Origin of the sequence: Stutzerimonas sp. FeSN7, from assembly GCF_030263795.1 — a bacterium.
GTDB classification, from domain to species: domain Bacteria; phylum Pseudomonadota; class Gammaproteobacteria; order Pseudomonadales; family Pseudomonadaceae; genus Stutzerimonas; species Stutzerimonas stutzeri.
On record NZ_JARPMN010000001.1, the window covers coordinates 4,634,686 to 4,661,114 of the forward strand.

Annotated in this window: 27 protein-coding genes; 23 read left to right on the forward strand and 4 right to left on the reverse strand. The window is 62.1% G+C overall.

All coding sequences use genetic code 11. The features are described from left to right. Positions 1 to 38: 38 nt before the first annotated feature. From gyrB to dnaA, 4 genes are read right to left on the reverse strand one after another with little or no spacing between them, the layout of a single operon-like run. Entirely contained in the window at positions 39 to 2,453 is a 2,415-nt protein-coding gene (gene gyrB / locus P5703_RS22065; protein ID WP_285589820.1) for a DNA topoisomerase (ATP-hydrolyzing) subunit B, read from the reverse strand. After that, on the reverse strand, positions 2,450 to 3,562 hold the full coding sequence (gene recF / locus P5703_RS22070) for a DNA replication/repair protein RecF (RefSeq protein ID WP_285589823.1): 1,113 nt from the start codon (positions 3,560 to 3,562) through the stop codon (positions 2,450 to 2,452). The genes gyrB and recF overlap by 4 nt, the downstream gene beginning before the upstream one ends. A gap of 9 nt (positions 3,563 to 3,571) precedes the next feature. Then, positions 3,572 to 4,675: a DNA polymerase III subunit beta gene (dnaN, locus tag P5703_RS22075; protein ID WP_011911253.1), complete on the reverse strand. Its 1,104-nt coding sequence runs from the start codon at positions 4,673 to 4,675 to the stop codon at positions 3,572 to 3,574. Between the two features lie 33 nt (positions 4,676 to 4,708). Beyond that, the gene (gene dnaA, locus P5703_RS22080; protein WP_285589826.1) at positions 4,709 to 6,169 is read right to left on the reverse strand and encodes a chromosomal replication initiator protein DnaA; all 1,461 of its coding nucleotides are present in this window, start codon (positions 6,167 to 6,169) and stop codon (positions 4,709 to 4,711) included. Between the two features lie 506 nt (positions 6,170 to 6,675). On the opposite strand from dnaA, the gene rpmH reads away from it, so the two are divergent. From rpmH to atpG, 23 genes are all read left to right on the forward strand, one after another. Next, positions 6,676 to 6,810, forward strand: coding sequence for a 50S ribosomal protein L34 (gene rpmH, locus P5703_RS22085; RefSeq protein ID WP_003290924.1), 135 nt, complete (start codon positions 6,676 to 6,678; stop codon positions 6,808 to 6,810). A gap of 14 nt (positions 6,811 to 6,824) precedes the next feature. After that, entirely contained in the window at positions 6,825 to 7,220 is a 396-nt protein-coding gene (rnpA, locus tag P5703_RS22090) for a ribonuclease P protein component (RefSeq protein WP_011915212.1), read from the forward strand. Then, complete coding sequence (gene yidD / locus P5703_RS22095; protein ID WP_011915211.1) at positions 7,213 to 7,458, forward strand: membrane protein insertion efficiency factor YidD; 246 nt, start codon at positions 7,213 to 7,215, stop codon at positions 7,456 to 7,458. The genes rnpA and yidD overlap by 8 nt, the downstream gene beginning before the upstream one ends. 2 nt (positions 7,459 to 7,460) lie before the next feature. After that, the gene (gene yidC, locus P5703_RS22100; protein ID WP_011915210.1) at positions 7,461 to 9,131 is read left to right on the forward strand and encodes a membrane protein insertase YidC; all 1,671 of its coding nucleotides are present in this window, start codon (positions 7,461 to 7,463) and stop codon (positions 9,129 to 9,131) included. 72 nt (positions 9,132 to 9,203) lie between these two features. Beyond that, positions 9,204 to 10,571, forward strand: coding sequence for a tRNA uridine-5-carboxymethylaminomethyl(34) synthesis GTPase MnmE (gene mnmE / locus P5703_RS22105; RefSeq protein ID WP_017244919.1), 1,368 nt, complete (start codon positions 9,204 to 9,206; stop codon positions 10,569 to 10,571). A gap of 284 nt (positions 10,572 to 10,855) precedes the next feature. Then, the gene (gene mbhE / locus P5703_RS22110) at positions 10,856 to 13,165 is read left to right on the forward strand and encodes a hydrogen gas-evolving membrane-bound hydrogenase subunit E (RefSeq protein WP_218422048.1); all 2,310 of its coding nucleotides are present in this window, start codon (positions 10,856 to 10,858) and stop codon (positions 13,163 to 13,165) included. After that, complete coding sequence (locus P5703_RS22115) at positions 13,162 to 13,563, forward strand: MnhB domain-containing protein (protein WP_125872955.1); 402 nt, start codon at positions 13,162 to 13,164, stop codon at positions 13,561 to 13,563. Before mbhE ends, P5703_RS22115 begins: the two co-directional genes overlap by 4 nt. Before the next feature lies 1 nt (position 13,564). After that, positions 13,565 to 13,948, forward strand: a complete 384-nt coding sequence (locus P5703_RS22120) for a sodium:proton antiporter (RefSeq protein WP_125872954.1) — start codon at positions 13,565 to 13,567, stop codon at positions 13,946 to 13,948. Next, positions 13,945 to 15,465: a Na+/H+ antiporter subunit D gene (locus tag P5703_RS22125; protein WP_192476865.1), complete on the forward strand. Its 1,521-nt coding sequence runs from the start codon at positions 13,945 to 13,947 to the stop codon at positions 15,463 to 15,465. The genes P5703_RS22120 and P5703_RS22125 overlap by 4 nt, the downstream gene beginning before the upstream one ends. Continuing rightward, the gene (locus P5703_RS22130; RefSeq protein WP_011915204.1) at positions 15,462 to 15,806 is read left to right on the forward strand and encodes a Na+/H+ antiporter subunit E; all 345 of its coding nucleotides are present in this window, start codon (positions 15,462 to 15,464) and stop codon (positions 15,804 to 15,806) included. Before P5703_RS22125 ends, P5703_RS22130 begins: the two co-directional genes overlap by 4 nt. A 2-nt stretch (positions 15,807 to 15,808) precedes the next feature. Then, on the forward strand, positions 15,809 to 16,069 hold the full coding sequence (locus P5703_RS22135; protein WP_011915203.1) for an MrpF/PhaF family protein: 261 nt from the start codon (positions 15,809 to 15,811) through the stop codon (positions 16,067 to 16,069). Beyond that, positions 16,066 to 16,458, forward strand: coding sequence for a monovalent cation/H(+) antiporter subunit G (gene mnhG, locus P5703_RS22140; protein WP_045159521.1), 393 nt, complete (start codon positions 16,066 to 16,068; stop codon positions 16,456 to 16,458). The genes P5703_RS22135 and mnhG overlap by 4 nt, the downstream gene beginning before the upstream one ends. A 409-nt stretch (positions 16,459 to 16,867) precedes the next feature. Further along, on the forward strand, positions 16,868 to 18,760 hold the full coding sequence (gene mnmG / locus P5703_RS22145; protein ID WP_125882657.1) for a tRNA uridine-5-carboxymethylaminomethyl(34) synthesis enzyme MnmG: 1,893 nt from the start codon (positions 16,868 to 16,870) through the stop codon (positions 18,758 to 18,760). Then, positions 18,760 to 19,407 carry a 16S rRNA (guanine(527)-N(7))-methyltransferase RsmG gene (gene rsmG / locus P5703_RS22150; RefSeq protein WP_013984549.1) on the forward strand — a complete coding sequence of 216 codons (648 nt, stop codon included), beginning with the start codon at positions 18,760 to 18,762 and terminating at the stop codon, positions 19,405 to 19,407. Before mnmG ends, rsmG begins: the two co-directional genes overlap by 1 nt. 18 nt (positions 19,408 to 19,425) lie before the next feature. Next, positions 19,426 to 20,214: a ParA family protein gene (locus P5703_RS22155; protein ID WP_011915199.1), complete on the forward strand. Its 789-nt coding sequence runs from the start codon at positions 19,426 to 19,428 to the stop codon at positions 20,212 to 20,214. Between the two features lie 9 nt (positions 20,215 to 20,223). Then, positions 20,224 to 21,096, forward strand: coding sequence for a ParB/RepB/Spo0J family partition protein (locus P5703_RS22160; RefSeq protein WP_011915198.1), 873 nt, complete (start codon positions 20,224 to 20,226; stop codon positions 21,094 to 21,096). 127 nt (positions 21,097 to 21,223) lie between these two features. Then, positions 21,224 to 21,628, forward strand: a complete 405-nt coding sequence (locus P5703_RS22165) for a F0F1 ATP synthase subunit I (protein WP_372587609.1) — start codon at positions 21,224 to 21,226, stop codon at positions 21,626 to 21,628. A gap of 14 nt (positions 21,629 to 21,642) precedes the next feature. After that, on the forward strand, positions 21,643 to 22,515 hold the full coding sequence (gene atpB, locus P5703_RS22170) for a F0F1 ATP synthase subunit A (RefSeq protein ID WP_011915196.1): 873 nt from the start codon (positions 21,643 to 21,645) through the stop codon (positions 22,513 to 22,515). Positions 22,516 to 22,583: 68 nt separating this feature from the next. Then, a complete protein-coding gene (gene atpE / locus P5703_RS22175; RefSeq protein ID WP_003290909.1) occupies positions 22,584 to 22,811 on the forward strand; it encodes a F0F1 ATP synthase subunit C in 228 nt (75 codons plus the stop codon). Positions 22,812 to 22,903: 92 nt separating this feature from the next. Further along, positions 22,904 to 23,374: a F0F1 ATP synthase subunit B gene (locus tag P5703_RS22180; RefSeq protein WP_011915195.1), complete on the forward strand. Its 471-nt coding sequence runs from the start codon at positions 22,904 to 22,906 to the stop codon at positions 23,372 to 23,374. A 12-nt stretch (positions 23,375 to 23,386) separates the two neighbouring features. Beyond that, positions 23,387 to 23,923, forward strand: coding sequence for a F0F1 ATP synthase subunit delta (locus tag P5703_RS22185; RefSeq protein ID WP_285589843.1), 537 nt, complete (start codon positions 23,387 to 23,389; stop codon positions 23,921 to 23,923). Between the two features lie 15 nt (positions 23,924 to 23,938). Then, complete coding sequence (gene atpA, locus P5703_RS22190; RefSeq protein ID WP_019405952.1) at positions 23,939 to 25,483, forward strand: F0F1 ATP synthase subunit alpha; 1,545 nt, start codon at positions 23,939 to 23,941, stop codon at positions 25,481 to 25,483. 50 nt (positions 25,484 to 25,533) lie between these two features. Further along, entirely contained in the window at positions 25,534 to 26,400 is an 867-nt protein-coding gene (gene atpG, locus P5703_RS22195) for a F0F1 ATP synthase subunit gamma (protein WP_011915192.1), read from the forward strand. The last annotated feature ends 29 nt before the right edge of the window (positions 26,401 to 26,429 follow it).

Below are 26,429 nucleotides of genomic sequence, written 5' to 3' on the forward strand. Positions count from 1 at the left end.
GGTTCCTTTTGCATCACACTGGATCTACACGCACCGCATCAGAAGTCCAGATTCGAGACCGCCAGCGCGTTGGTTTCGATGAACTCTCGGCGGGGTTCCACTGCATCGCCCATCAGCGTGTTGAAGATCTGGTCCGCCGCGATGGCGTCTTCGATCGTCACCTTGAGCATGCGCCGCACGTTCGGGTCCATGGTGGTTTCCCACAGTTGGTCCGGGTTCATCTCGCCGAGACCCTTGTAGCGCTGAACGCTGTGCCGACGGGTGCCCTCGTTCATCAGCCAGTCCAGCGCTTCCTTGAAGCTGGCGACCGGCTTCTTGCGCTCGCCACGCTGCACGTAGGCACCTTCTTCCAGCAGACTGTTGAGCTTCTCGCCCAGCGCGGTCACCGTGCGGTAATCGTTGCTGCCGAAGAAATCACGGTTGAAGGTGATGTAGCTGGCCAGGCCGTGGGAGCTGATCTCCACCTCCGGGAGCCACAGGTGGCGTTCCTTGTCCTCGCGCAGGCTGAGGTTGTAGACCAGCCCCGAGCGCTCGCCACCCTTGAGCCGCGCGCTGTACTGCTCGAGCCAGGACTGCATCGCGGAGTGGTCAGCCAGCTGCTCGAGCGTAACCCGAGGCAGATAGATGAAGTGCTCGGTCAGCTCCAGCGGGTACAGTCGCGACAGGCGCTGCAGGGTCTTCATAACCGTACGGTAGTCGTTGACCAGCTTCTCCAGCGCTTCGCCGGCCAGGCCTGGCGCATCATCGTTGACGTGCAGGCTGGCATCTTCCAAGGCCGACTGGGTGAGGTATTCCTCCATCGCCTCGTCGTCCTTGATGTACTGCTCCTGCTTGCCGCGCTTGACCTTGTACAGCGGCGGTTGCGCGATATACACATAGCCACGCTCGATCAGCTCGGGCAACTGGCGGAAGAAAAAGGTCAGCAGCAGGGTCCGGATGTGCGAACCGTCGACGTCAGCATCGGTCATGATGATGATGTTGTGGTACCGCAGCTTGTCGATGTTGTATTCCTCGCGGCCGATGCCGCAACCCAGCGCGGTGATCAGCGTGCCGACTTCCTGGGACGAGAGCATCTTGTCGAAGCGTGCCTTCTCGACGTTGAGGATCTTGCCCTTGAGCGGGAGGATCGCCTGGGTCTTGCGGTTGCGGCCCTGCTTGGCCGAGCCACCCGCGGAGTCACCCTCCACGATGTACAGTTCGGACAGCGCAGGATCCTTCTCCTGGCAGTCGGCAAGCTTGCCCGGCAGGCCGGCGATATCCAGCGCGCCTTTGCGCCGGGTCATTTCCCGTGCCTTGCGCGCAGCCTCACGGGCGCGGGCAGCGTCGATCATCTTGCCGACCACCGCCTTCGCCTCGTTTGGATGCTCCAGCAGGAAGTCGGCGAAGTACTTGCCCATCTCCTGTTCCACCGCGGTCTTCACCTCGGAGGAAACCAGCTTGTCCTTGGTCTGGGAACTGAATTTCGGATCCGGTACCTTGACCGAGATGATCGCGGTCAGACCTTCACGCGCATCGTCACCGGTGGTGGCGATCTTGTGCTTCTTCGCCAGGCCTTCCTGCTCGATGTAGTTGTTCAGGTTACGCGTCAGTGCGGAGCGGAAGCCGGCCAGGTGAGTGCCGCCGTCACGCTGGGGAATGTTGTTGGTAAAGCAGAGGATGTTCTCGTTGAAGCTGTCGTTCCACTGCAGCGCGACTTCGACGCCGACGCCATCGTCACGCTGGACGTTGAAGTGGAACACCTGATTCACCGCGGTCTTGTTGGTGTTCAGGTAGGCGACGAAGGCGCTGAGGCCGCCTTCGTACTTGAACAGTTCTTCCTTGGCCGTGCGCTCGTCGCGCAGGACGATACCCACCCCGGAGTTGAGAAAGGACAGTTCGCGAAGACGCTTGGCCAGAATATCCCAGCTGAAATGGATGTTCTGGAAGGTCTCGGCGGATGGTTTGAAATGGATCTGCGTGCCCGACGTATCGGTCTCGCCCACGGCCGCGAGCGGCGCTTGCGGGACGCCATGGCGATAGAGCTGTTCCCACACCTTGCCTTCGCGGCGGATGGTCAGCAGCAGCTCCTCGGACAATGCATTCACCACCGAGACACCCACGCCGTGCAGGCCACCGGATACCTTGTAGGAGTTGTCGTCGAACTTACCGCCTGCGTGCAGCACGGTCATGATGACCTCGGCTGCCGATACGCCTTCTTCGTGAATATCCACCGGAATGCCGCGGCCGTTGTCGCGCACGGTGATGGATTCATCGGTATGGATGGTGATGGAAATATCGCTGCAGTAGCCGGCCAGCGCTTCATCGATCGAGTTATCGACGACTTCGAAGACCATGTGGTGCAGGCCGGTGCCGTCATCGGTGTCGCCGATATACATGCCAGGGCGCTTACGCACGGCATCAAGACCTTTCAGTACCTTGATGCTCGAAGAGTCGTACGTGTGGTTCTCACTCATGCCTTCACTCCCGAGGGGCCGTGGAGCTGGGTGATTTGCCCATGTTCCACGTGAAACATTGAGACTGGTGTCTGTTCACCCCAGCCTTCTTGCAAAACGGTTGAATCGACGCAGGTAATAAAAACCTGACAGTTCAGCTGTTCGAGCAACCTGCACAACGCCAATCGGTGCTGCGCATCCAGCTCCGAGGGCAGGTCGTCGACCAGATAAATGCATTGCCCGCGCTTGGCCTCGCTAACGAGATGACCTTGGGCAATGCGCAACGCACACACCACCAGCTTCTGTTGCCCACGCGACAACACTTCAGCCGCGTTATGACTGCCAACCTTCAGTCGCAGATCCGCGCGCTGCGGTCCAGATTGCGTATGGCCCATTGCGCGATCGCGCTCCAGTGACGAAGCCAGTACATCGACCAGTGGCCGATCCTTGTCCCAACCGCGGTAATAGCTCAGCGTCAGGCCATCCAGGTCCAACAGCGCCTTGAGCGTGGTCTCGAAGACCGGTTTCAGCGCTTGGATGTAAGCCCGGCGATAACCATCGATCTCGTCGCTGGCCAGGCTCAGTTCCCGGCTCCAGGCAGCGTCCGAAGCGCCGTCCAGTGTACCATGCCGGAGCCATGAGTTCCGTTGCCGCAGGGCCTGCTGCAGGCGCTGCCAGGCACTCATGAATCGATGTTCCACGTGGAACACCCCCCAATCGAGAAACTGCCTGCGCAGCTTGGGAGCGCCCTCCAGCAAGCGGAAACTGTCAGGGTTGATCAGCTGCAGCGGCAGGGTGTCAGCCAACTCGGCGGCAGAGCGAACGCTCTGCCCATCGATACGAATTCGGACTTCGCCACTGCGATCTCTGGAGACGCCCAGGGCTCGACTGTGCTGATCCGGAAGCTCGACCTGGCCGAACACCGTGCAAGCCGGTTGCTCGTAGGTGATCACCGGATTCAGTCGAATACTGCGAAAGGAACGTGCGAGGCCGAGCAGATGGATGGCTTCCAGCAGGCTCGTCTTGCCGCTGCCGTTGTCGCCGAAGAGGATGTTGATGCGCGAGGAGGGGGTCAGCGTCACCGGGTGCAGATTGCGAACCCCGGTGACGGAGAGACGGCTGAGGGACATTAAGCGGGGTTACAGACGCATCGGCATCACGACGTAGGCGGAATCGTCGTTATCGAACTCCTGCACCAGCGCGCTGCTGTTGGCGTCGGAGAGAATCAGCCGCACCTGCTCGGTAGTCATCACGCCAAGGACATCCAGCAGATAGCTGACGTTGAAACCGATCTCCAGCGAACCGCCGTTGTAGTCGACGGCGACTTCTTCCTCTGCTTCCTCCTGCTCCGGGTTGTTGGCCTGGATTTTCAACAGGCCGCTTTCCAGCTGCAGCCGAATGCCCCGGTACTTTTCGTTGGAGAGGATTGCGGTGCGACTGAACGCCTCGCGCAGCAGCTGGCGATCACCGACCACCAGCTTGTCACCGCCCCGCGGCAGCACGCGCTCGTAGTCGGGGAACTTGCCATCCACCAACTTGGAGGTGAAGGTGAACTCGCCGGTGGTGGCGCGAATGTGATGCTGACCCAGCACGATGCTGACCTCGGCATCCTGGTCGTTGAGCAGACGCGCCAATTCCAGAATACCCTTGCGCGGAACGATCACCTGGTGGCGATCGGGCTGTTCGATGCCGGCCTGCATCGAACACATGGCCAGGCGATGGCCATCGGTGGCGACGGCACGCAACATGCCGCTGGACACTTCGATCAGCATGCCGTTGAGGTAATAGCGCACGTCCTGCTGGGCCATGGCGAATGCGCTGCGCTCGATGAGCTTGCGCAGCTTGCCCTGCGCGACGGTGAATGACAGCGAGCCCGGACCTTCTTCCACGGTAGGGAAATCGTTGGCCGGCAGGGTCGACAGCGTGAAGCGGCTGCGCCCCGACTTGATGACGACCTTCTGGTCATCCAGGCGAATGCTGATCAGCGCATCGCTCGGCAGGCTCTTGCAGATGTCCATGAGCTTGCGCGCCGGCACGGTGATCTCGCCAGGCTCGGCGGCATCTTCCAGCGCGACACGGCCCACCAGTTCGACTTCCAAGTCGGTACCGGTCAGCGACAGCTGCTGCCCCTGTACGACGAGAAGAACGTTGGACAGCACCGGCAAGGTCTGACGGCGCTCGACGACGCCAGCAACCAGCTGCAGGGGTTTCAACAGGGCTTCGCGCTGAATGGAAAAATGCATGGTCTGGTCCCTTGCCTATAGATTGGGTCGCACTCAGGTTGTCAAAGTTCGCAGCAAATTCTTGTAGTCTTCGCGTATGTCCGCATCCGTTTCCCGCAATTCGGCGATCTTACGGCAGGCGTGCAGCACCGTGGTGTGATCCCGACCGCCGAACGCGTCGCCGATCTCCGGCAGGCTGTGGTTGGTCAATTCCTTGGAGAGGGCCATGGCCACTTGCCGAGGACGCGCGACCGAACGGGAACGCCGCTTGGACAGCAGATCGGAAATCTTGATCTTGTAGTACTCGGCCACGGTGCGCTGAATATTGTCGACGCTGACCAGTTTATCCTGCAACGCCAGCAGGTCTTTCAGCGACTCACGGATCAGCTCGATGGTGATGTCGCGGCCCATGAAGTGGGCATGAGCGATCACGCGCTTCAGCGCACCCTCGAGTTCGCGGACATTGGAGCGAATACGCTGGGCAATGAAGAAGGCCGCATCATGGGGCAGGTCCACCTTGGCCTGATCCGCCTTCTTCATCAGGATCGCCACGCGGGTCTCCAGTTCGGGCGGCTCGACCGCTACGGTCAACCCCCAGCCGAAACGCGACTTAAGGCGCTCCTCGAGCCCATCGATCTCCTTCGGATAGCGGTCACTGGTAAGGATGACCTGCTGGCCGCCTTCGAGCAGCGCATTGAAAGTATGGAAGAACTCTTCCTGAGAGCGCTCCTTCTTCGCGAAGAACTGGATGTCATCGATCAGCAGCGCATCCACCGAACGATAGAAGCGCTTGAATTCGTTGATGGCGTTGAGCTGCAGGGCCTTGACCATGTCGGCGACGAAACGCTCCGAATGCAGGTACACCACTTTGGCATTCGGATTCTTCTTCAGCAGATGGTTGCCCACCGCATGCATCAGGTGGGTCTTGCCCAAACCCACGCCACCATAAAGGAAGAGCGGGTTGTAACCATGCTTCGGATTGTCCGCCACCTGCCAGGCGGCAGCCCGTGCCAGCTGGTTGGACTTGCCTTCGACGAAATTCTCGAAGGTGAAGGTGCGGTTCAGATAACTGGTGTGCTTGAGGCCACCTTCGACCTGCACGGTCCGCTCGGTACGCGGCGGCTCCGGCTCCGGTGTCTCGGCAACCAGCGGCTCGAAGCGGGGGGCCGGCTGTTGTACCGCCGCAGCGGGCACGGCCGACTCGGCTGCGGCTGGCTGCGGCTGGGCACGCGCAGCTGCGGCGGCAGAGGGCAGGGCGGCGGCGGAGGTGCGCTTGCTACCTATAAGAAGGGAGAGTGCCGGTGCCAGTCCGGTCGAGCGCTCGGACAGCAGCTCAAGCAGGCGCGACAGGTACTTCTCGTTGACCCAGTCGAGCACGAAACGGTTGGGGGCATAGACGCGCAGCTCATCGCCGTCGCCTTCGACCTGCAGAGGACGAATCCATGTGTTGAATTGCTGAGCAGGCAGTTCATCGCGCAAAAGCTCAACACACTGCTGCCAAAGTTCCACCGACACGGAAGCTCCTATCGACTCTGTCGAGGTAAGAAGGCGGCCATTGTAGCCGTGCGCAGGCCGGTTATCCACAAGAACCCGACCCATGCCACTGCGAATCCGCGGCGTCCAGCACAATGAAAAGCTGCTCGGCAAGCTTGTTGATAACATTGCCTGAGAGCGGTGTTTAAGACTGTGGGAAACCTCCGGATGACCCCGTCTGTGGATATGTCGAAGTTTAATCCCCAGGCTTCACAGAGCCTTCCCACCAGAGCCACACCGCTTTTCCACCTGTTTCAATAACGCTGAACGCCATGAACGGCGAGGCTTTCAGAAAGGTATCCACAGAAAGTCGAGCACACATACATAAGCATTACATCTTAAGAGCTTATATTTCTTTTCTTTCTTATCTATTTTTCAGCTCGATGGAACTGGTTGGAAATTGACCTGGCCGGACAGCTTCTCTACAATCGCCGGTCTCTTAAAAGGGGGCCATTCCGGCCCGCAATGGATCACCAGGTAACCGCACCATGAAACGCACTTTCCAACCCAGCACCATCAAGCGCGCTCGTACCCATGGCTTCCGTGCCCGCATGGCCACCAAGAACGGTCGTCAAGTTCTGTCCCGCCGTCGCGCCAAAGGCCGTAAGCGTCTGACCGTCTGATATCGGAACAGGTAGTGAGTCGGGGCTTCGGCCGGGAAAAGCGTCTGCTGACTCCCCGCCAATTCAAGGCAGTCTTCGACTCCCCTTCCGGTAAGGTGCCTGGCAGGAACGTCCTGCTGCTGGCACGCGAGAACGATCTGCAACACCCCCGCCTAGGGCTGGTGATCGGCAAGAAAAGCGTCAAGCTTTCGGTGGAACGTAACCGCATCAAGCGGCAGATACGGGAAACCTTTCGCCATCATCAGCTGGAACTGGCGGGCTGGGACATCGTGATCATCGCCCGCAAGGGATTGGCTGATCTGGACAATCCCGAACTGGCGAAGCAGTTCGCCAAGCTCTGGAAGCGACTGTCACGCAACCCAGCCAAGACCGCTGCCGAACCTGGAGCTGCCAACAATACCCATGCGTAAATTGGCCATCGCTTCGATCCGGGTCTACCAGTACGCCATCAGTCCTATGATGGCCAGTCACTGCCGTTTCTATCCAAGCTGCTCCTGCTACGCGCTCGAGGCCATCGAAACCCATGGTCTGCTGCGTGGCGGTTGGCTGAGTCTGCGCAGACTGGGGCGCTGCCACCCGTGGAACCCCGGTGGCTACGACCCCGTGCCTACACACAACACTTCCAATTCATCTCCGATGGCCGAGTAACCATGGATATCAAACGCTCGATACTGCTCGTAGCACTAGCAGTCGTTGCCTACCTGATGGTTCTTCAATGGAATCAGGACTACGGTCAGGCAGCCCTGCCGACCGAAACCGCGCAAAGCCAGCCAGCCGCTCCGGCGCTGCCGGACAGCCCGAGCGCAACGACCGAGGGCAATGCCAACGACGTTCCGGCGGTTGCCGGTCAGCAGCAGGCCAGCGCCCTGCCGACCAGCGCACCGAGCAGCCAGTTGATCCGCGTCCGTACCGACGTGCTCGACCTGGCCATCGATCCGCGTGGTGGCGACATCGTCGAACTGCATCTGCCGCAGTATCCGCGCCGTCAGGATCGCCCCGATGTGCCGTTCCAGCTGTTCGAGCGCAGCAGCGAGCGTACCTATGAGGCGCAGAGCGGCCTGATCGGCGACGGCCCGGACAAGGCCAGCGGCCGTCCGCAGTACAGCAGCGAGAAGACCGAGTATCAGCTGGCCGAAGGGCAGGATGCGCTGGTCGTCGACCTGAACTACAGCGCCGATGGCGTCAACTACATCAAGCGTTTCACCCTGGAGCGAGGCAACTATGCGCTGAAGGTGAACTACCTGATCGATAACCAGAGCCAGCAGCCCTGGACCGGTTATCTGTTCGGCCAGCTCAAGCGCGACAAGAGCGGCGACCCGTCGTCCAGCACTGCCACCGGCACCGCGACCTATCTGGGGGCGGCGCTGTGGACCAAGGACGAGCCGTATCGCAAGGTGTCCATGAGCAACATGGACGACAAGAACCTGCGCGAAACCGTACAGGGTGGCTGGATCGCCTGGCTGCAGCACTATTTCGTTACCGCCTGGATTCCCCAAGCCGGCGACACCAATCAGGTGCAGACCCGCAAGGACAGCCAGGGCAACTACATCATCGGTTTCACCGGCCCGGCCGTTACCGTGCCCGCCGGCGCCCAGGGCGAGACCGGCGCCACGCTGTATGCCGGTCCGAAGAGCCAGGACAAGCTGGAAGAGCTGTCGCCGGGCCTGCGTCTGACGGTCGACTACGGCATTCTCTGGTTCATCGCCCAGCCGATCTTCTGGCTGCTGCAAAACATCCACGCCCTGCTCGGCAACTGGGGCTGGTCGATCATCGTCCTGACCATCGTCATCAAGCTGGCGTTCTTCCCGCTGTCGGCGGCCAGCTACCGGTCCATGGCGCGCATGCGCGCCGTCTCGCCGAAGATGCAGGCGCTGAAGGAACAGTTCGGTGACGATCGCCAGAAGATGTCCCAGGCGATGATGGAGCTGTACAAGAAGGAGAAAATCAATCCGCTGGGTGGCTGCCTGCCGATCCTGGTGCAGATGCCGGTGTTCCTGGCCCTGTACTGGGTGCTGCTGGAAAGCGTGGAGATGCGCCAGGCGCCCTGGATGTTCTGGATCACCGACCTGTCGATCAAGGATCCGTACTTCATCCTGCCGATCATCATGGGCGTGACCATGTTCATTCAGCAGCAGCTCAACCCGACTCCGCCGGACCCCATGCAGGCTCGGGTGATGAAGCTGTTGCCGATCATCTTCACCTTCTTCTTCCTCTGGTTCCCTGCCGGTCTGGTGCTGTACTGGGTGGTCAACAACATCCTGTCCATCGCCCAGCAGTGGTACATTACGCGGCAGATCGAGGCCGGGGCGAAACCCGCCTGACGCCTTGCCCGCCCATGCAGAACGCCCCTTGATTGGGGCGTTTTGCTATCCGTCGCCCAGAAAGGAGGCCGCATGATCCCAGCTCGCGACACCATCGCCGCCGTCGCCACCGCTCCCGGCCGGGGAGGCGTGGGCATCGTCCGTGTATCCGGCCCTCGCGCCAGGGCAATCGCCATCACCCTCAGTGGTCGCGAACCGACGCCGCGTCATGCTCATTACGGCCCATTCCATGCGGACGATGGCGAAGTCATCGACGAGGGGCTGCTGCTGTTTTTCCCCGGCCCGCATTCGTTCACCGGCGAGGATGTGCTGGAACTGCACGGCCATGGCGGCCCGGTGGTGCTGGACATGCTGCTGCAGCGCTGTGTCGAGCTGGGTGTGCGCCTGGCCAGACCTGGCGAATTCAGCGAGCGTGCATTCCTCAACGACAAGCTCGACCTGGCTCAGGCCGAGGCCATTGCCGATCTGATCGAGGCCAGCTCTGCCCAGGCTGCACGCAACGCGGTCCGCTCGCTGCAGGGCGAATTCTCACGGCGCGTGCACCAGCTGACCGAACGGCTGATCCAGCTACGCATCTACGTCGAGGCGGCGATCGATTTTCCGGAGGAGGAGATCGACTTCCTCGCCGACGGTCATGTGCTGGCGCAACTGGACGGGGTCCGCACGGAGTTATCCACAGTATTGCGCGAGGCGGGGCAGGGCGCCCTGTTGCGCGATGGCATGACCGTGGTTATCGCGGGTCGTCCCAACGCCGGCAAATCCAGTCTGCTCAACGCATTGGCGGGGCGCGAGGCGGCCATCGTCACCGATATTGCCGGTACGACCCGTGACGTTCTGCGCGAGCACATTCTCATCGACGGCATGCCGCTGCACGTGGTGGATACCGCCGGCCTGCGCGATACCGAGGATCAGGTCGAACGTATCGGCGTACAACGTGCCCTGAGCGCCATCGGCGAAGCCGATCGCATCCTTCTGGTGGTCGATGCCAGCGCCCCCGAAGCCAGCGATCCTTCGGCGCTGTGGCCGGAATTTCTCGATTTCAGTCCAGAGCCGGGCAAGGTCACGCTGATCCGCAACAAGGCCGATCTGACCGGGGAGGCCATCGTGCTGCGCTGCGATAACGACGGCCAGGCCACGCTCAGCCTGTGCGCGCGCAGTGGGGAAGGGCTGGAACTGCTGCGCGAGCATCTCAAGCACTGCATGGGCTACGAGCAGACCGCCGAAAGCAGCTTCAGCGCGCGTCGTCGGCACCTCGACGCGCTGCGTCTGGCCGACGAGCATCTGCGGCACGGGCATGACCAGCTGACGCTGGCCGGAGCCGGCGAGTTGCTGGCTGAGGACCTGCGTCTGGCCCAGCAGGCGCTTGGCGAAATCACCGGCGCCTTCAGCTCCGACGACCTGCTCGGTCGCATCTTCTCGAGCTTCTGCATAGGCAAGTAACAATTGCACGAGCGTGTGCGGCGCCGCGCCCACACGGTCGCTCCATCGCCTTCGCGACGAACCGCCGGCAGCCGTCTGGCCCGCGCCAGACGGCGCTTGCGCAGCCTTTGCCGGTGCCCTCCCATCGCCCTCCTATCTCTTGGCCTGCGTCTGGCCAGGGGCTTGCCGCTGCGCCTGACATAGCTGGTAACAGCGCCCGACGCATCGTTTGAACTACCTTTGCTATCAAAACACGCGCTACCAGCTCAGCCGTTTCCAGCAATCCACGACAAGAGGATGGCGCCGTGCTTGCTGCACTGCTCGTTTCATTCCTGGGAGCGATCCTCGCCAGGTTCATCGTTAGCCGCACCTATCCCTATGGAGGATGGGTCGCTGCGCTGCTGCCGGCCGGCCTGTTCCTCTACTTCCTGGCATTGGGGGCGAACCTCGGCGAGACCGGCGCCATCAGCGAGACCCTTGAGTGGGTACCGGCGCTGGGCATTTCGCTGAGCCTCCGCCTGGATGGCTTCGCCCTGCTGTTCGTTCTGCTGATCACCGGCATCGGGACGCTGGTGACGATCTACGCGGGCGCCTATTTTTCGCACTCCTCGCCTGCCGAAGCCGCACGCTTTCTGACGCTGATCCTGCTGTTCATGACGGCCATGCTCGGTACGGTGCTGTCCGACAATCTGGTGGTGATGTTCGTTTTCTGGGAAGCCACCAGCCTGCTGTCGTTCATGCTGATCGGTTTCAATTCCAGCCGGCCGGAGGCGCGCAAGGCCGCCCTGCAGTCACTGGTGGTAACCGGCGGTGGAGGGCTGGCGCTGTTCGCCGGCATCCTGCTGATCGGCATCACCCTGGGCACTTTCTCGCTGTCGGAAGTGGCCGAGCGTGCACCGGAGCTGCTGGCCAGCCCGCTGGCCGTACCGGCGATGATCCTGATCATGCTCGGTGCCTTCACCAAGTCGGCGCAGCTGCCCTTCCATTTCTGGCTACCCCAGGCGATGGAGGCCCCGGCGCCTGCCTCGGCCTTCCTGCACTCGGCGACCATGGTCAAGCTTGGCGTGTATCTGCTGGCGCGCTTCGATCTGGTCTTTGGCGGGATCCCGGCATTCGGCACCACACTGGTCATCGTCGGCAGCCTGACCATGCTGGTGGCGGCGGTGCGAGCACTGTCCACCGATGGCTTCAAGGAAGTCCTGGCGCACTCCACCGTGGGGTCGCTGGGGGTGCTGGTGATGCTGATCGGTCTGGATGGCGACTACTCGGTGACCGCGATGATCGCCTTCATCATTGCGCACGCGCTGTACAAGGCGGCCCTGTTCTTCTGCGCCGGCACCACCATCCATGCCGTGGGCGAGGGGCGCCTTAGCCTGATCGGCGGGCTGGCCCGGCGTCTGCCGATGACCACCCTGGCAGCCGGCATGGCAGCGATCTCCATGGCCGGACTGCCGCCGACGCTGGGCTTCATCACCAAGGAATACCTGTTCGAGAGCCAGCTCAATGCCTCCTTCGGCTGGGTGGTGGTGGCCGTGGCGGTGCTGGTCAATGCGGTGTTCGCGGCGATCGCCGGGGTGGCAGCGATTCGGCCCTATTACCTGGGCAAGGCGCGCAGCGAGGTTCACCATCCGGAGACCCCAGGCCTGTACCTCGGCCCATTGGTGCTCGGCGGCCTGGGTTTTCTGTTCGGCCTGGCGCCGGATTTCCTGCTCACCGGGCTGATCCAGCCGGCCAACGATGTGCTCGTCGGTCATACGGTAGACCTGTCGTTCTCGCTCTGGCACGGCTTTACGCCGATGCTCGCACTGAGCGCGACCGTGGTCGCCTTCGCCGGCGGTCTGCTTGCCTATTGGCATCGCATCCACTATGCGCTGTCGTTGAACACGGGGCTGAAGCGCAGCCTAGGCGATGCCGGCTACAACGCCTTGTTCACCGGTACCTTGCGCCTGGCCGAACGCTGTACGCGGCTCCTGCAGAACGGCGACCAGCATCGCTACACCGCCACGGTCGCAACGGCCGTCCTGCTGATCATCGGCTACGGCGTGCTGGCCAGCGGCACGCGGCCGGTCTTCAGCCTGAGCGGCGGACGATTCGACCTGCCTACCGCCGTGGTGCTCCTGATGATGTGCCTGGGTGCGCTGGCTGCCACGCGCACACCGTCGTTGCTGCGCGCGATGATCGCGGTCGGTGTGGTGGGCTTCGGCTCGGCGCTGATCTTCCTGCTCAACGGCGCGCCGGACGTGGCACTCACTCAGTTCTCGGTGGAGGTGCTGCTGGTACTTATCCTGGTGGCGCTGCTGCTCCGGGTGCCGGAGCGTACGGCTTCGACCCGCCGGCCTCGGGAGAAACGCCTGGATATCCTGCTCTCGGTGGGTTTTGCCCTGGTGGTGTTCGTCGCCCTGGCTGCCACCGTGGCGCTGCCGCTGGACGGACGCATCTCCGAATTCTATGCCGCCACCAGCTACCTGGAGGCGCACGGTCGCAACGTGGTCAACGTGGTGCTGGTGGACTACCGCGCCATCGACACCCTCGGCGAGGTGGTGGTGGTGGCGTTCGCCGCCATTAGCGTGTGGGGCCTGTTGCGCGCGCTGCCACGGCGGAGGGACTCACGATGAATTCACTGATCTTCGCCGCCTTCTCGCGGATTCTCTTCGGCGTGATGCTGGTGGTCTCGGTCTATGTGCTCTACCGCGGACACAACGAGCCGGGTGGCGGCTTCGTCGGCGGGCTGATCGCCGCCGCCGGCTTCGCCACCCTGGCGCTCGCCCGCGGGGTCGAGGTGGCGCGCGCGACGCTGCGCTTCGAGCCCATGACGGTGATCGGCTTCGGCATCCTCGCCGCGCTGCTCAGCGGCCTGCCGGGGCTGTGGCTGGACGGCTCCTTCCTGACCCACCAGTGGCGGGTCCTTGGCAATTTCCACCTGGGCACCACGCTGCTGTTCGATATCGGCGTGTACCTGGTGGTGCTCGGCGGCATCCTTTCCCTGATCCTGCGCTTCTACGAGGACCTCTGACATGCACCTGCTCTTCGCACTGAGCATTGCCGTGCTCGCCGGCTGCAGCCTCTACCTCATCCTGTCGCGGCATATCGTCCGTGTGCTGCTGGGCGTGACCATGCTCTCGGCGGCGATCAACCTGGTGATCTTCTTCGCTGGCCGCATCGTCACCAACATGCCGGCTGTGATCCGCGCCGGGGAGAGCAGCCTGCCCGCCGATGCGGCCAATCCGCTGCCGCAGGCGCTGGTACTCACGGCCATCGTCATCGGCTTCTCGCTGACTGCTTTCTTCGCCGCCCTGGCGTTGCAGACCTACCGTCGCCTGGGCAGCGTGGACCTGCGGCAGATCGATGCGGCTGAACGGCTGGGTTCGCCCACCTCCGCAGGCAAGGATCGCCCATGACAGGATTTCTGACGCTGCACGCACCACTCTGGCCGGTCCTGCTGCCGATTCTCGGTGCTGGGCTGGCAGCCTGCCTGTGGAAAAGTCGTCGCGCCCAGCGTCTGGTCAGCGCCCTGTGCATAACCCTGCTGCTGGCTGCTTCGCTGCTGTTGCTCGTTGCGGTGTATCGCGAGGGGATTCTGGCGATCCGCTTCGGCGACTGGGCGGCGCCGTTCGGCATAGTCTTCGTCGCCGATGCCCTGGCGGCAGCGATGGTGGCGATCACCGGAATTCTGGCCGCCGCGGTGATGACCTTCGGTCTGGCCGACATCCGCCGTCGCGAGGAGCGGGCCGGCTTCCACCCCTTGCTGCTGGGCATGCTCGCCGGCGTCAACGGGGCCTTCCTCACCGGCGACATCTTCAACCTCTATGTGTGGTTCGAGGTAATGCTGATCACCGCGATGGGCCTCCTGGCCATCGGCCGCAACCGCGCGCAGCTCGATGCGACGGTGCGCTACGCGATCCTCAACCTGTTCTCCACGCTGCTTTTCCTCACCGGCGTGGCACTGCTCTACGGGGCGACCGGCACGCTGAACATGGCGGATCTCGCGCGGGTTCTGCCGCAGACCGAACCCTCGATCAACCTGACCCTGTCGGCCCTGCTGCTGCTCTGCGGCTTCGGCATCAAGGCCGGTTACTTTCCGCTGTTCTTCTGGTTGCCGGCGTCCTACCACACCGCGTCGATCACCGTTTCGGCGATCTTCGCCGGGTTGCTGACCAAGGTGGGGGTGTACGCCTGCCTACGCGTGTTCACCCTGATCTTCAGCGTCGAGGACAGCGGCATCCGCGAGATCGTCGCCGTGCTGGCCGCCGGCACCATGCTGTTCGGCGTGTTCGGCGCGGCGGTGCAGTGGGACGTCAGGCGCATTCTCTCGTTCCACATCGTCAGCCAGATCGGCTACATGCTGCTCGGGCTGGCGATCTCCACCCAGGCGGCCCTGACCGGAGCGATCTTCTACATCCTGCATCACATCATCGTGAAGGCGAACCTGTTCCTCCTTGCCGGAGCGATCCACCGCGCCAGCGGCACCTTCGACCTGCGCAAGAGCGGGGGGCTGATGTACCGCAACCCGCTGCTGGCGGCACTGTTCCTGATCCCGGCCTTGTCGCTGGCCGGCTTGCCGCCGCTGTCGGGGTTCTGGGCCAAGTTCCTGGTGATCGATGCCACCTTCCGCGCTGGCGAGCACTGGCTGGCGGGGCTGGCCCTGTTCGTCGGCCTGCTGACGCTCTATTCGATGACCAAGATCTGGATGGAGGCGTTCTGGAAGAAGCCAGTGCTGCCAAGGACCGAGGCCCGCCGGGTGCCCTTGCCGATGCTGCTGGCGATCGCCGCGCTCGGCACGCTGACCCTGGCGATCGGCTTCATGCCGCAACCGCTGATCCTCTTTTCGCAAACCGCGGCGGCGGCCCTGCTGGAGCCGGTCGCGTACCTGTCGGCAGTGCTGCCGTCCGCGTCGATTCCGGAGGCCCGCCCATGAATACCGGCTTGCTGCGTCGTGTGGTGGATGTCGTCGAATTGCTCGGCATCTATTTCTACGAGCTGATCGTGTCCTCCGTAACGGTGGCCCGCGCGGCCTTCGCTCGGGAGCCGCGCATGCACAGCTCGATCATCGCCGTGCCAATCGCGCTGCGAACCGATATGGGCATCGCCGTGCTGGCCAGCCTGGTCTCGCTGACGCCGGGTAACTGCGCGCTGCACGTCAGTGCCGATCGCCGTCTGCTCTACGTGCACGCCCTGGATGGGCGGACGCCGGAGCAGATCATCGCGTCGATCCAGCAGGTCTTCGAACGCCGCATCGCCCGTATCGAGAGGTGGTGAGCATGATCGAAACACTGCTGGTTCTCGTCATGCTGCCACTGGGAGTGACGCTCTGGCGGATGATCGTCGCCCGCACACTGGTCGATCGGGTGGTTGCACTGGACATGCTCACCGGCGTGGGCGTGGCCATCGCCGCGCTGGTGGCGGCCATGACCGGGCGCCGTGAGTTTCTCGATGTGGGGTTCGGCCTCGGTCTGATCGGATTCGTCGGCACCTGTGCCTTCGCCGTATTCATCATGCGCAAGGGGAAAAAAGAACAATGATCGACTTTATCGCCGTGGTGGTCATGCTCGCCGGCGTGGTCTTCCTGTTCGCTGCCACGCTCGGGCTGCTGCGCTTTGCCGACCCGCTGCAACGCATTCACGCCACCACCAAGTCCGGCACGGTGGGCGCCGGGCTGATTCTGCTCGGCGTGATGATACACATGGGCGACGCACAGGCCGTGTTCATTGGCTCGGCCACATTGATCTTCCTCATGCTGACCATTCCCATCGCCGGCCACCTGCTCGGCCGTGCCGCCTATATGTCGGGCGCGCGGCTCGACGGCCTACACGGCGAAGACGCCCTGCATGGCGTGCTCGATCGCAGCCCGGTAACGCTGGATGAGTGGCTTGAAAGAAGCGATCCGCCCAGAGCCGACAAAGAACCCTGAGGTCGATTCACTGTTGGCCATGGGCTTCCCTAAGGTCTGTTGATAACCATCCTTCGGCTCGGTAGATAAGCGCGGGGCATACCCTCTGGATAACATCCCCTGTGCACAGTTCACTCTGTTATCAACAGCCCGCGCACTTGATCCACACCGGTATCGCGCAGGCGGAGCACAGCCTTATCCATCGTTGGAGCCCTTGAGAACAGTGGGCTCTGTATGTTTATCCACAGATAACTGCTTCACCATTAGTAAACATATCTACAAGCTCTTTTATATTTTCTTTTCTTTTTTCTGTTCTATTCGGCTGCCAACCCTCCGTTGATCAAATTTTGCCCAAGGCGCTTCTTTCAGCCTGGGTAAGTCTCTATACTTGGCCGTTTTTCCAGACCAGCCCACAAGGCACGAGGTGCACGTGGATTTCCCATCCCGTTTCGATGTGATCGTGATCGGCGGCGGCCATGCCGGTACCGAAGCGGCACTGGCTGCAGCACGCATGGGGGTCAAGACCCTGCTGCTCACCCACAATGTGGAAACCCTGGGCCAGATGAGCTGCAACCCGGCCATCGGCGGCATCGGCAAGAGTCATCTGGTCAAGGAAATCGACGCCCTGGGTGGCGCCATGGCCGTTGCTACCGACAAGGGCGGCATCCAGTTCCGTGTGCTCAACAGCCGCAAGGGCCCAGCTGTACGGGCAACCCGCGCACAGGCTGATCGCGTGCTTTACAAGGCGGCCATTCGAGAGCTACTGGAAAACCAGCCGAACCTGTGGATATTTCAGCAGGCCGCTGATGACCTGATCGTTGAGCAGAACGAAGTGCGCGGCGTCGTTACCCAGATGGGGCTGCGCTTTCTTGCAACGTCCGTGGTGTTGACCACTGGAACCTTCCTCGGCGGACTTATCCACATCGGGCTGCAGAATTATTCAGGGGGCCGTGCCGGGGATCCGCCTTCGATCGCACTGGCCAAGCGTCTGCGCGAGTTGACGCTGCGCGTCGGCCGGCTGAAGACCGGCACGCCGCCGCGCATCGACGGCCGTTCGGTGGACTTCTCGCAGATGACCGAGCAGCCCGGCGACACGCCGCTGCCGGTGATGTCCTTTCTCGGCAGCCGAGAGCAGCATCCGCCGCAGGTCAGCTGCTGGATCACCCACACCAACGCGCGCACCCACGAGATCATCGCCGCCAACCTCGATCGCTCGCCGATGTATTCCGGCGTCATCGAAGGCGTGGGGCCTCGCTATTGCCCGTCCATCGAGGACAAGATCTATCGCTTCGCCGACAAGGACAGCCATCAGGTGTTTCTCGAGCCGGAAGGCCTGACCACCCATGAGCTGTACCCCAACGGCATCTCCACCTCGCTGCCGTTCGACGTGCAGTTGCAGATCGTGCAGAGCATCCGTGGCATGGAGAATGCGCACATCGTGCGGCCGGGCTACGCCATCGAATACGACTATTTCGATCCGCGTGATCTCAAGTACAGCCTGGAGACCAAGGTCATTGGCGGGCTGTTCTTTGCCGGGCAGATCAATGGCACCACCGGTTACGAAGAGGCCGGCGCCCAGGGGCTGCTCGCCGGCGCCAACGCCGCCTTGCGCGCGCAGGGCAAGGACAGCTGGTGTCCGCGGCGTGATGAGGCCTACCTCGGCGTGCTGGTCGATGACCTGATCACCCTCGGCACGCAGGAGCCGTATCGCATGTTCACCTCGCGCGCCGAGTACCGGCTGATCCTGCGCGAGGACAATGCCGACCTGCGCCTGACCGAAAAGGGCCGCGAGCTCGGCCTGGTGGACGACGCCCGCTGGGCGGCGTTCTGCGCCAAGCGCGAGGGCATCGAGCGCGAGGAACAGCGTCTGAAGAACAGCTGGGTGCGCCCGGGCACGCCGCAAGGCGATGCCATCGCCGAGCGCTTCGGCAGCCCGCTGGCCCGCGAGTACAACCTGCTCAATCTGCTCGCTCGTCCCGAAATCGATTATCAGAGCCTGATCGAACTGACCGGGCCGGGCGAACCGGATCCGCAGGTCGCCGAGCAGGTCGAGATCAAGACCAAGTACGCCGGTTACATCGAGCGGCAGCAGGACGAGATCGAGAAGCTGCGTGCCAGCGAGAACGTGGCACTGCCCGCGGACCTCGACTACGCGACGATTTCCGGCCTGTCCAAGGAGATCCAGCACAAGCTCGGCCAGGCGCGCCCGCAGACCCTCGGTCAGGCCTCCCGAATCCCCGGCGTCACGCCGGCGGCCGTGTCCCTGCTGATGATCCACCTGAAGAAGCGCAGCGCCGGTCAGCAGCTGGAGCAGAGCGCCTGATGAGTCTGGTCAGTGAATCCCATGCGGAAGAACTCGTACGCGGGGCCGGGCAGCTCGGCATTCCCCTGGACGACCGCCAGCAACGACTGCTGCTGGCCTACCTGGCGCTGCTGATCAAGTGGAACAAGGCCTATAACCTGACCGCCGTGCGCGATCCGGACGAGATGGTCTCGCGCCATCTGCTCGACAGCCTGAGCGTGGTGCCTTTCGTGGCCGAAGGGGGGCGCAATTGGCTGGACGTCGGCAGCGGCGGCGGCATGCCCGGCGTGCCGCTGGCGATCATGTTTCCCGAACGGGCGTTCACCCTGCTGGACTCGAACGGCAAGAAGACACGTTTCCTCACCCAGGTGAAGCTGGAGCTGAAACTGGCCAATCTTGAGGTGGTGCACGCTCGCGTCGAGCAGTTCCAGCCCTCCATCGCCTTTGACGGCATTACCTCGCGCGCCTTCAGCTCGCTGGAGGACTTCGCCAGCTGGACCCGCCATCTGGGCAATGCCGAAACCCGCTGGCTGGCCATGAAGGGCGTGCAGCCAGATGACGAGTTACAGCGCCTGCCCGAGGACTTCCGTCTCGATGCCTGTCACGTGCTCAAGGTTCCCGGTTGCCAAGGCCAGCGCCATCTGTTGATACTGCGCCGCACTTCATGACCCGGACAGACACTGACCATGGCTAAAGTCTTCGCCATTGCCAACCAGAAAGGCGGTGTCGCCAAGACCACCACCTGCATCAATCTGGCCGCTTCGCTGGTCGCCACGCGCCGTCGGGTGCTGCTGATCGACCTCGATCCCCAGGGCAATGCCACCACCGGCAGCGGTGTGGACAAGCTCGGCCTGGAATACTCGATCTACGATGTGCTGATCGGCGAATGCAGCCTGGTTGATGCCATGCAGTTCTCCGAGCATGGCGGCTACCAGCTGCTGCCGGCCAACCGCGACCTGACGGCGGCCGAGGTGGCCCTGCTCAATCTGCCGGCGAAGGAAAAGCGCCTGCGCGAAGCGCTGGCCCCGGTACGCGAGAACTACGACTACATTCTCATCGACTGTCCGCCGTCGCTGTCGATGCTGACCATCAACGCGCTGGCGGCAGCCGATGGCGTGATCATCCCCATGCAGTGCGAGTACTACGCGCTCGAGGGTTTGTCCGATCTGGTCAACTCGATCCAGCGCATCGGTCAGGCACTCAATCCGAGTCTGAAGATCGAAGGTCTGCTGCGCACCATGTACGACCCGCGCAGCAGCCTGACCAACGACGTTTCCGAACAGCTCAAGGCGCATTTCGGCGACAAGCTGTACGACACCGTGATTCCGCGCAACGTACGGCTCGCCGAAGCCCCCAGCCACGGCATGCCGGCGCTGGTCTACGACAAGCAATCCAAGGGTGCCCTGGCCTATCTGGCCCTGGCCGGCGAACTGTCGCGACGCCAGCGCCAGTCGGCTCGTGGCGCTCTCGCATAAGGACTACTCATGGCGACCAAGAAAAGAGGTCTAGGACGGGGACTCGATGCCCTGCTCGGCGGCGCCAGTGTCTCGGCGATGCAGGAAGAGGCCGCCAAGGTCGACACCCGCGAACTGCAACAGTTACCGCTGGAGCTGGTTCAGCGCGGCAAGTATCAGCCCCGTCGCGACATGGATCCGCAGGCGCTGGAAGAACTGGCGCAGTCGATCCGCAATCACGGCGTGATGCAGCCCATCGTCGTGCGTCCGGTCGAGGGCGGCCGCTACGAGATCATCGCCGGCGAGCGACGCTGGCGCGCCAGCCAGCAGGCCGGCCTGGAACGTGTGCCGGCGCTGGTTCGCGAGGTTCCGGACGAAGCCGCCATCGCCATGGCGCTGATCGAGAACATCCAGCGCGAGGATCTCAACCCGATCGAAGAAGCGGTGGCCTTGCAGCGGCTGCAGCAGGAATTCCAGCTTACTCAACAGCAGGTGGCCGATGCCGTGGGCAAGTCGCGGGTCTCGGTGAGCAACCTGCTGCGCCTGATCGCCCTACCCGAGGAAATCAAGACGCTGTTGTCCCATGGCGATCTGGAAATGGGGCACGCCCGCGCCTTGCTTGGTTTGCCGGCTGACCAGCAGGTCGAGGGCGCGCGGCATGTTGTCGCACGTGGGCTGACGGTCCGCCAGACCGAAGCCCTGGTACGCCAATGGCTGAGCAGCAAGGAAAAGCCGAAGGCCGAGGTCAAGGTCGATCCCGATATCAGCCGTCTGGAACAGCGTCTGGCGGAACGCCTGGGCTCGCCGGTGCAGATCAAGCATGGGCAGAAGGGCAAAGGCCAGCTGGTGATTCGCTACAGTTCCCTGGATGAATTGCAGGGCGTTCTGGCGCACATTCGTTGATACAAAATGTTTGTAGTGCCGGTCGGAAAATACTACCGGAGAGTTGAACCCCGGCTGGCCTGCTCCTATACTCGCCGCGCTTTTTTGACTGCGGACAATTATTTACGCGGCCCGCTGCAGTGATGGAATTCAGGTGAACATACGCAACAAGACACCCTTCCATCGCCTCCCGGCTTTCCGCGTATTGCTGATGCAGGCGATGGTCGTGGTAGCGACCGCTGTGTCATGTGGCCTGGTATTTGGTATGGTCGCCGGCTACTCCGCGCTTTGCGGCGGTCTGATTGCACTGTCGGCGAACGTGTATTTCGCGTACAAGGCCTTTCGTTACTTTGGCGCACGTTCGACCCGGGCAATCATCCAGTCCTTCTGGTCTGGCGAGATGGGTAAACAGATTCTGGCAGCAGCGCTGTTTGCGTTGGTGTTCGTGGGAGTGAAACCGCTGGAACCGATCGCCTTGTTTGCCGGCTATCTGCTGGTGCTGGGTGTTGGAGCAAGCGCGCTCCTGCTGATGAAAAACAATCCGAAGCATTGAGCATTGAGGCGTTTATGGCGAGTACCCCCGCTGAATATATCCAGCATCACCTGCAAAACCTCACCTACGGCAAGCTGCCAGCGGGTTACGAGCGTGCTGATGGCTCCATTCTCGATCAGGCCACCTGGACCATCGCCCAGACCGGCGCCGAAGCGCGCGACATGGGCTTCATGGCCGTCCACCTGGATACCCTCGGCTGGTCGCTGCTGATGGGCGCCATCTTCATCCTGTTGTTCCGCAGCGCCGCCAAGGCCGCCACTGCCGGCGTACCGGGCAAGCTGCAGAATCTGGTCGAAATGTGCGTCGAGTTCGTCGAAGGCGTGGTCAAGGACACCTTCCACGGCCGCAACCCGCTGATCGCTCCGCTGGCACTGACCATCTTCGTCTGGGTGTTCCTGATGAACAGCCTGAAGTGGATTCCAGTGGACTACATTCCGGGCATCGCTCATCTGCTGGGCCTGCCGGCATTCAAGATCGTCCCGACCGCCGACCCGAACGGTACCTTCGGTCTGTCGCTCGGCGTGTTCATCCTGATCCTGTTCTACAGCTTCAAGGTCAAGGGCTTCGGCGGTTTCACCAAAGAACTGGCGTTCACCCCGTTCAACCACTGGTCGCTGGTGCCGTTCAACCTGTTCCTGGAAATCCTCGGTTTGCTGACCAAGCCGCTCAGCCTCGCGCTGCGTCTGTTCGGCAACATGTACGCCGGTGAGGTGGTGTTCATCCTCATCGCGCTGCTGCCGTTCTACGTGCAGTGGACCCTGAATGTGCCCTGGGCGATCTTCCACATCCTGGTGATCCCGCTTCAGGCGTTCATTTTCATGGTTCTGACCGTGGTGTACCTGAGTTCTGCCCATGAAGACCATGGGCACGCCGAGCTCACGCCGTAACAGCTGAACCGTTACAACCGTTTCGTTTTACCCAAAACCTTAACCCCCCTTAGCTTCAGGAGCTTTACATGGAACTCGTCTACATCGCCGCCTCTATCATGATCGGTCTGGGTGCCCTGGGTACCGGCATCGGCTTCGCCCTGCTGGGTGGCAAACTGCTGGAATCCACTGCTCGTCAGCCCGAGCTGGCTCCTCAGCTGCAAACCAAGACCTTCCTGATGGCCGGTCTGCTCGACGCCGTACCGATGATCGGCGTTGGTATCGCGATGTACCTCATCTTCGTTGTCGCCGGTTAATCACTTTCCGGTTTGAGATGGGGTTCGCCGGGCGAGCCCCGTCGCCGTGGATTGACTCCCGCGTTGAACGAGATAGCACGAGGTAAATCGCTGTGAACATTAACTTGACGCTGTTCGGTCAAACGCTCGCCTTCGCTATCTTCGTCTGGTTCTGTATGAAGCTCGTCTGGCCGCCAATCACGGCAGCCATGGCAGCGCGCCAGAAGAAGATCGCCGAAGGACTGGATGCGGCAGGCCGTGCGCAGCAGGACCTGAAACTGGCTCAGGACAAGGTGTCCCACACCCTCCGCGAGACCAAGGAGCAGGCAGCCCAGATCATCGAGCAGGCGAACAAGCACGCCAACGCGATCATCGAGGAAGCCAAGCAGCAGGCACGTGTGGAAGGCGAGCGACTGGTCGCCGGCGCCCGCGCCGAGATCGAACAGGAAGTGAACCGTGCCAGGGACCAACTGCGCAGCCAGGTAGCGGCTCTTGCCGTCGCCGGTGCAGAGAAGATCCTGGAGTCCCAGGTGGACGCCAAGGTACACAACGAACTGGTCGAAAAACTGGCCTCCCAACTCTAAGCGAGGCAAGCGATGATCAATACCCAGACGCTTGCTCGGCCTTACGCGAAAGCCGCTTTCGAGTTTGCCAGCGCCGCAGGACAGACCGATTCCTGGTCGAAAATGCTGAACCTGGCCGCCGTCGCTGTTGAAGTCCCAGAAGTCGCAGCGTTGCTGAACGATCCCCGTCTGACCAGCGAGAGCAAGGTCCAGGCGCTGGTACGCGTACTTGGTGACGATGCCGACGAAGCGTTCCGCAACTACGTTCAGACCCTTGGCGAAAACGATCGCCTGTCGGTCCTGCCGACCGTATGGGAGCTGTACGAGGACATCAAGGCGCAAGCCGAGAAAACGCTCGAGGCAGAAATTGAAACCGCCTTCGAGCTCAGCAACGCGCAACTCCAAACTTTGGCTGCCGCCCTGTCGAAGCGGCTAGATCGCACCGTCAACCTCCAGCAGGTCGTGAATCCTGCTCTGATCGGCGGCGTGTTGATTCGCGCCGGTGACGTGGTTGTCGACGGTTCGGTCCGCGGCAAACTGAGCCAGTTGGCCGAATCGTTGAAATCCTGATTTGAGGGTCATGGCATGCAGCAACTGAATCCTTCCGAGATTAGTGAAATCATCAAGCAGCGCATCGAGAAATCGAATGTCGCTGCTCAAGCCCGTAACGAGGGCACCGTCGTCAGCGTTTCTGACGGTATCGTACGCATCTACGGTCTGGCCGACGTCATGTACGGCGAGATGATCGAGTTCCCTGGCGGCATCTTCGGCATGGCACTGAACCTGGAGCAAGACTCCGTAGGTGCCGTGGTTCTGGGTAACTACCTGGGCCTGACCGAAGGCATGAGCGCCAAGTGCACCGGCCGTATCCTCGAAGTTCCGGTTGGTCCGGAACTGCTGGGTCGCGTGGTCGATGCGCTGGGCAACCCGATCGATGGCAAGGGCCCGATCAATGCCCAGGCCACCGACGCGGTCGAGAAAGTCGCGCCTGGCGTGATCTGGCGTAAGTCTGTCGACCAGCCGGTGCAGACCGGTTACAAGTCGGTCGACGCCATGATCCCGGTAGGCCGTGGCCAGCGTGAGCTGATCATCGGTGACCGTCAGATCGGTAAGACCGCCCTGGCTATCGACGCCATCATCAACCAGAAGAACAGCGGCATCCGCTGCGTCTACGTGGCTATCGGTCAGAAGCAGTCGACCATCGCCAACGTAGTGCGCAAGCTGGAAGAGCACGGTGCCCTGCAGAACACCATCGTGGTGGCTGCTTCGGCTTCCGAGTCCGCTGCGCTGCAGTACCTGGCTCCGTACGCCGGCTGCACCATGGGCGAATACTTCCGCGACCGCGGCGAAGACGCACTGATCGTCTATGACGATCTGTCCAAGCAGGCCGTGGCCTACCGCCAGATTTCCCTGCTGCTGCGCCGTCCGCCGGGACGTGAAGCCTACCCGGGCGACGTGTTCTATCTCCACAGCCGTCTGCTGGAGCGCGCTTCCCGCGTTTCCGAAGAGTACGTCGAGAAGTTCACCAACGGTGCTGTGACGGGCAAAACTGGTTCCCTGACCGCTCTGCCGATCATTGAAACCCAGGCTGGCGACGTTTCCGCGTTCGTTCCGACCAACGTGATTTCCATCACCGACGGTCAGATCTTCCTGGAATCGGCCATGTTCAACGCAGGCATCCGTCCGGCCGTCAACGCCGGTATTTCGGTATCCCGCGTGGGTGGTGCGGCGCAGACCAAGATCGTCAAGAAGCTGTCCGGTGGTATCCGTACCGCACTGGCTCAGTACCGTGAACTGGCTGCATTCGCCCAGTTCGCTTCCGACCTGGACGAAGCGACCCGCAAGCAGCTGGAGCATGGTCAGCGCGTTACCGAGCTGATGAAGCAGAAGCAGTACGCGCCGATGTCCATCGCCGACATGTCCCTGTCCCTGTATGCCGCCGAGCGTGGCTATCTGGCGGACGTGGAAGTGGCCAAGGTTGGCGCCTTCGAGCAGGCCCTGATCGCCTTCTTCAACCGCGAGTTCGCCGACCTGATGGCGAAGATCAACGTGAAGGGCGACTTCAACGACGAAATCGACGCTGGCCTGAAGGCTGGTATCGAGAAGTTCAAGGCCACGCAGAGCTGGTAAGCCGCAGCGGGAGCCGCGAGGCTCCCGCCTGCTAACCCGATAGGTGTCAAATGGCAGGCGCAAAAGAGATTCGCAGCAAGATTGCGAGCATCAAAAGCACGCAGAAGATCACCAGCGCCATGGAAAAGGTGGCGGTCAGCAAGATGCGCAAGGCACAGATGCGCATGGCTGCCAGCCGCCCTTATGCGGAGCGGATCCGGCAGGTAATCGGCCATCTGGCCTACGCCAACCCGGAATACCGTCACCCGTTCATGGTGGAGCGTCCGGTCAAGCGTGTCGGCTATATCGTCGTGTCTACTGATCGTGGTCTGTGCGGTGGCCTGAACATCAACCTGTTCAAGGTCCTGATCAAGAACATGAAGGAGTGGCACGACCAGAAGGTCGAAGTCGACCTCTGCGTGATCGGCAACAAGGGTGCGAGCTTCTTCCGCAGCTTCGGCGGCAACGTCGTAGCAGCGATCGGCAACCTCGGCGAAGAGCCATCGATCAACGATCTGATCGGCAGCGTCAAGGTCATGCTGGACGGCTTCCACGAGGGCCGTATCGATCGCTTGTACCTGGTATCCAACAAGTTCATCAACACCATGACCCAGAAGCCGACGCTCGATCAGCTGCTGCCCCTGGCTGCAGACGACAGTGCCGAGCCGGTGAAGAAAGGTCAGTGGGACTACCTCTACGAGCCGGACGCCCAGCAGCTGCTGGATGCCCTGCTGGTTCGTTTCATCGAGTCCCAGGTCTATCAGGCCGTGGTTGAGAACGGCGCAGCCGAACAGGCCGCGCGGATGATTGCCATGAAGAACGCAACCGACAACGCCGGTGAGCTGATCAGCGACCTGCAACTGGTCTACAACAAGGCCCGTCAGGCTGCGATCACTCAGGAAATTTCGGAAATCGTCGGCGGCGCTGCCGCGGTTTAAGAACGGTTCAAATATTCAGAGGAACCAAA

Excerpts from the sequence above, each read along its gene's own strand:
- P5703_RS22135 (WP_011915203.1), top strand. The coding sequence starts at position 15,809 with ATGATCGAAACACTGCTGGTTCTCGTCATGCTGCCACTGGGAGTGACG.
- P5703_RS22155 (WP_011915199.1), top strand. The coding sequence starts at position 19,426 with ATGGCTAAAGTCTTCGCCATTGCCAACCAGAAAGGCGGTGTCGCCAAG.
- P5703_RS22120 (WP_125872954.1), top strand. The coding sequence starts at position 13,565 with ATGCACCTGCTCTTCGCACTGAGCATTGCCGTGCTCGCCGGCTGCAGC.
- mnmE (WP_017244919.1), top strand. The coding sequence starts at position 9,204 with ATGATCCCAGCTCGCGACACCATCGCCGCCGTCGCCACCGCTCCCGGC.
- atpB (WP_011915196.1), top strand. The coding sequence starts at position 21,643 with ATGGCGAGTACCCCCGCTGAATATATCCAGCATCACCTGCAAAACCTC.
- yidC (WP_011915210.1), top strand. The coding sequence starts at position 7,461 with ATGGATATCAAACGCTCGATACTGCTCGTAGCACTAGCAGTCGTTGCC.
- P5703_RS22160 (WP_011915198.1), top strand. The coding sequence starts at position 20,224 with ATGGCGACCAAGAAAAGAGGTCTAGGACGGGGACTCGATGCCCTGCTC.
- recF (WP_285589823.1), bottom strand. The coding sequence starts at position 3,562 with ATGTCCCTCAGCCGTCTCTCCGTCACCGGGGTTCGCAATCTGCACCCG.
- mnhG (WP_045159521.1), top strand. The coding sequence starts at position 16,066 with ATGATCGACTTTATCGCCGTGGTGGTCATGCTCGCCGGCGTGGTCTTC.
- rpmH (WP_003290924.1), top strand. The coding sequence starts at position 6,676 with ATGAAACGCACTTTCCAACCCAGCACCATCAAGCGCGCTCGTACCCAT.
- P5703_RS22125 (WP_192476865.1), top strand. The coding sequence starts at position 13,945 with ATGACAGGATTTCTGACGCTGCACGCACCACTCTGGCCGGTCCTGCTG.
- gyrB (WP_285589820.1), bottom strand. The coding sequence starts at position 2,453 with ATGAGTGAGAACCACACGTACGACTCTTCGAGCATCAAGGTACTGAAA.
- rsmG (WP_013984549.1), top strand. The coding sequence starts at position 18,760 with ATGAGTCTGGTCAGTGAATCCCATGCGGAAGAACTCGTACGCGGGGCC.
- atpG (WP_011915192.1), top strand. The coding sequence starts at position 25,534 with ATGGCAGGCGCAAAAGAGATTCGCAGCAAGATTGCGAGCATCAAAAGC.
- P5703_RS22115 (WP_125872955.1), top strand. The coding sequence starts at position 13,162 with ATGAATTCACTGATCTTCGCCGCCTTCTCGCGGATTCTCTTCGGCGTG.
- P5703_RS22130 (WP_011915204.1), top strand. The coding sequence starts at position 15,462 with ATGAATACCGGCTTGCTGCGTCGTGTGGTGGATGTCGTCGAATTGCTC.
- yidD (WP_011915211.1), top strand. The coding sequence starts at position 7,213 with ATGCGTAAATTGGCCATCGCTTCGATCCGGGTCTACCAGTACGCCATC.
- dnaN (WP_011911253.1), bottom strand. The coding sequence starts at position 4,675 with ATGCATTTTTCCATTCAGCGCGAAGCCCTGTTGAAACCCCTGCAGCTG.
- P5703_RS22185 (WP_285589843.1), top strand. The coding sequence starts at position 23,387 with ATGATCAATACCCAGACGCTTGCTCGGCCTTACGCGAAAGCCGCTTTC.
- atpA (WP_019405952.1), top strand. The coding sequence starts at position 23,939 with ATGCAGCAACTGAATCCTTCCGAGATTAGTGAAATCATCAAGCAGCGC.
- atpE (WP_003290909.1), top strand. The coding sequence starts at position 22,584 with ATGGAACTCGTCTACATCGCCGCCTCTATCATGATCGGTCTGGGTGCC.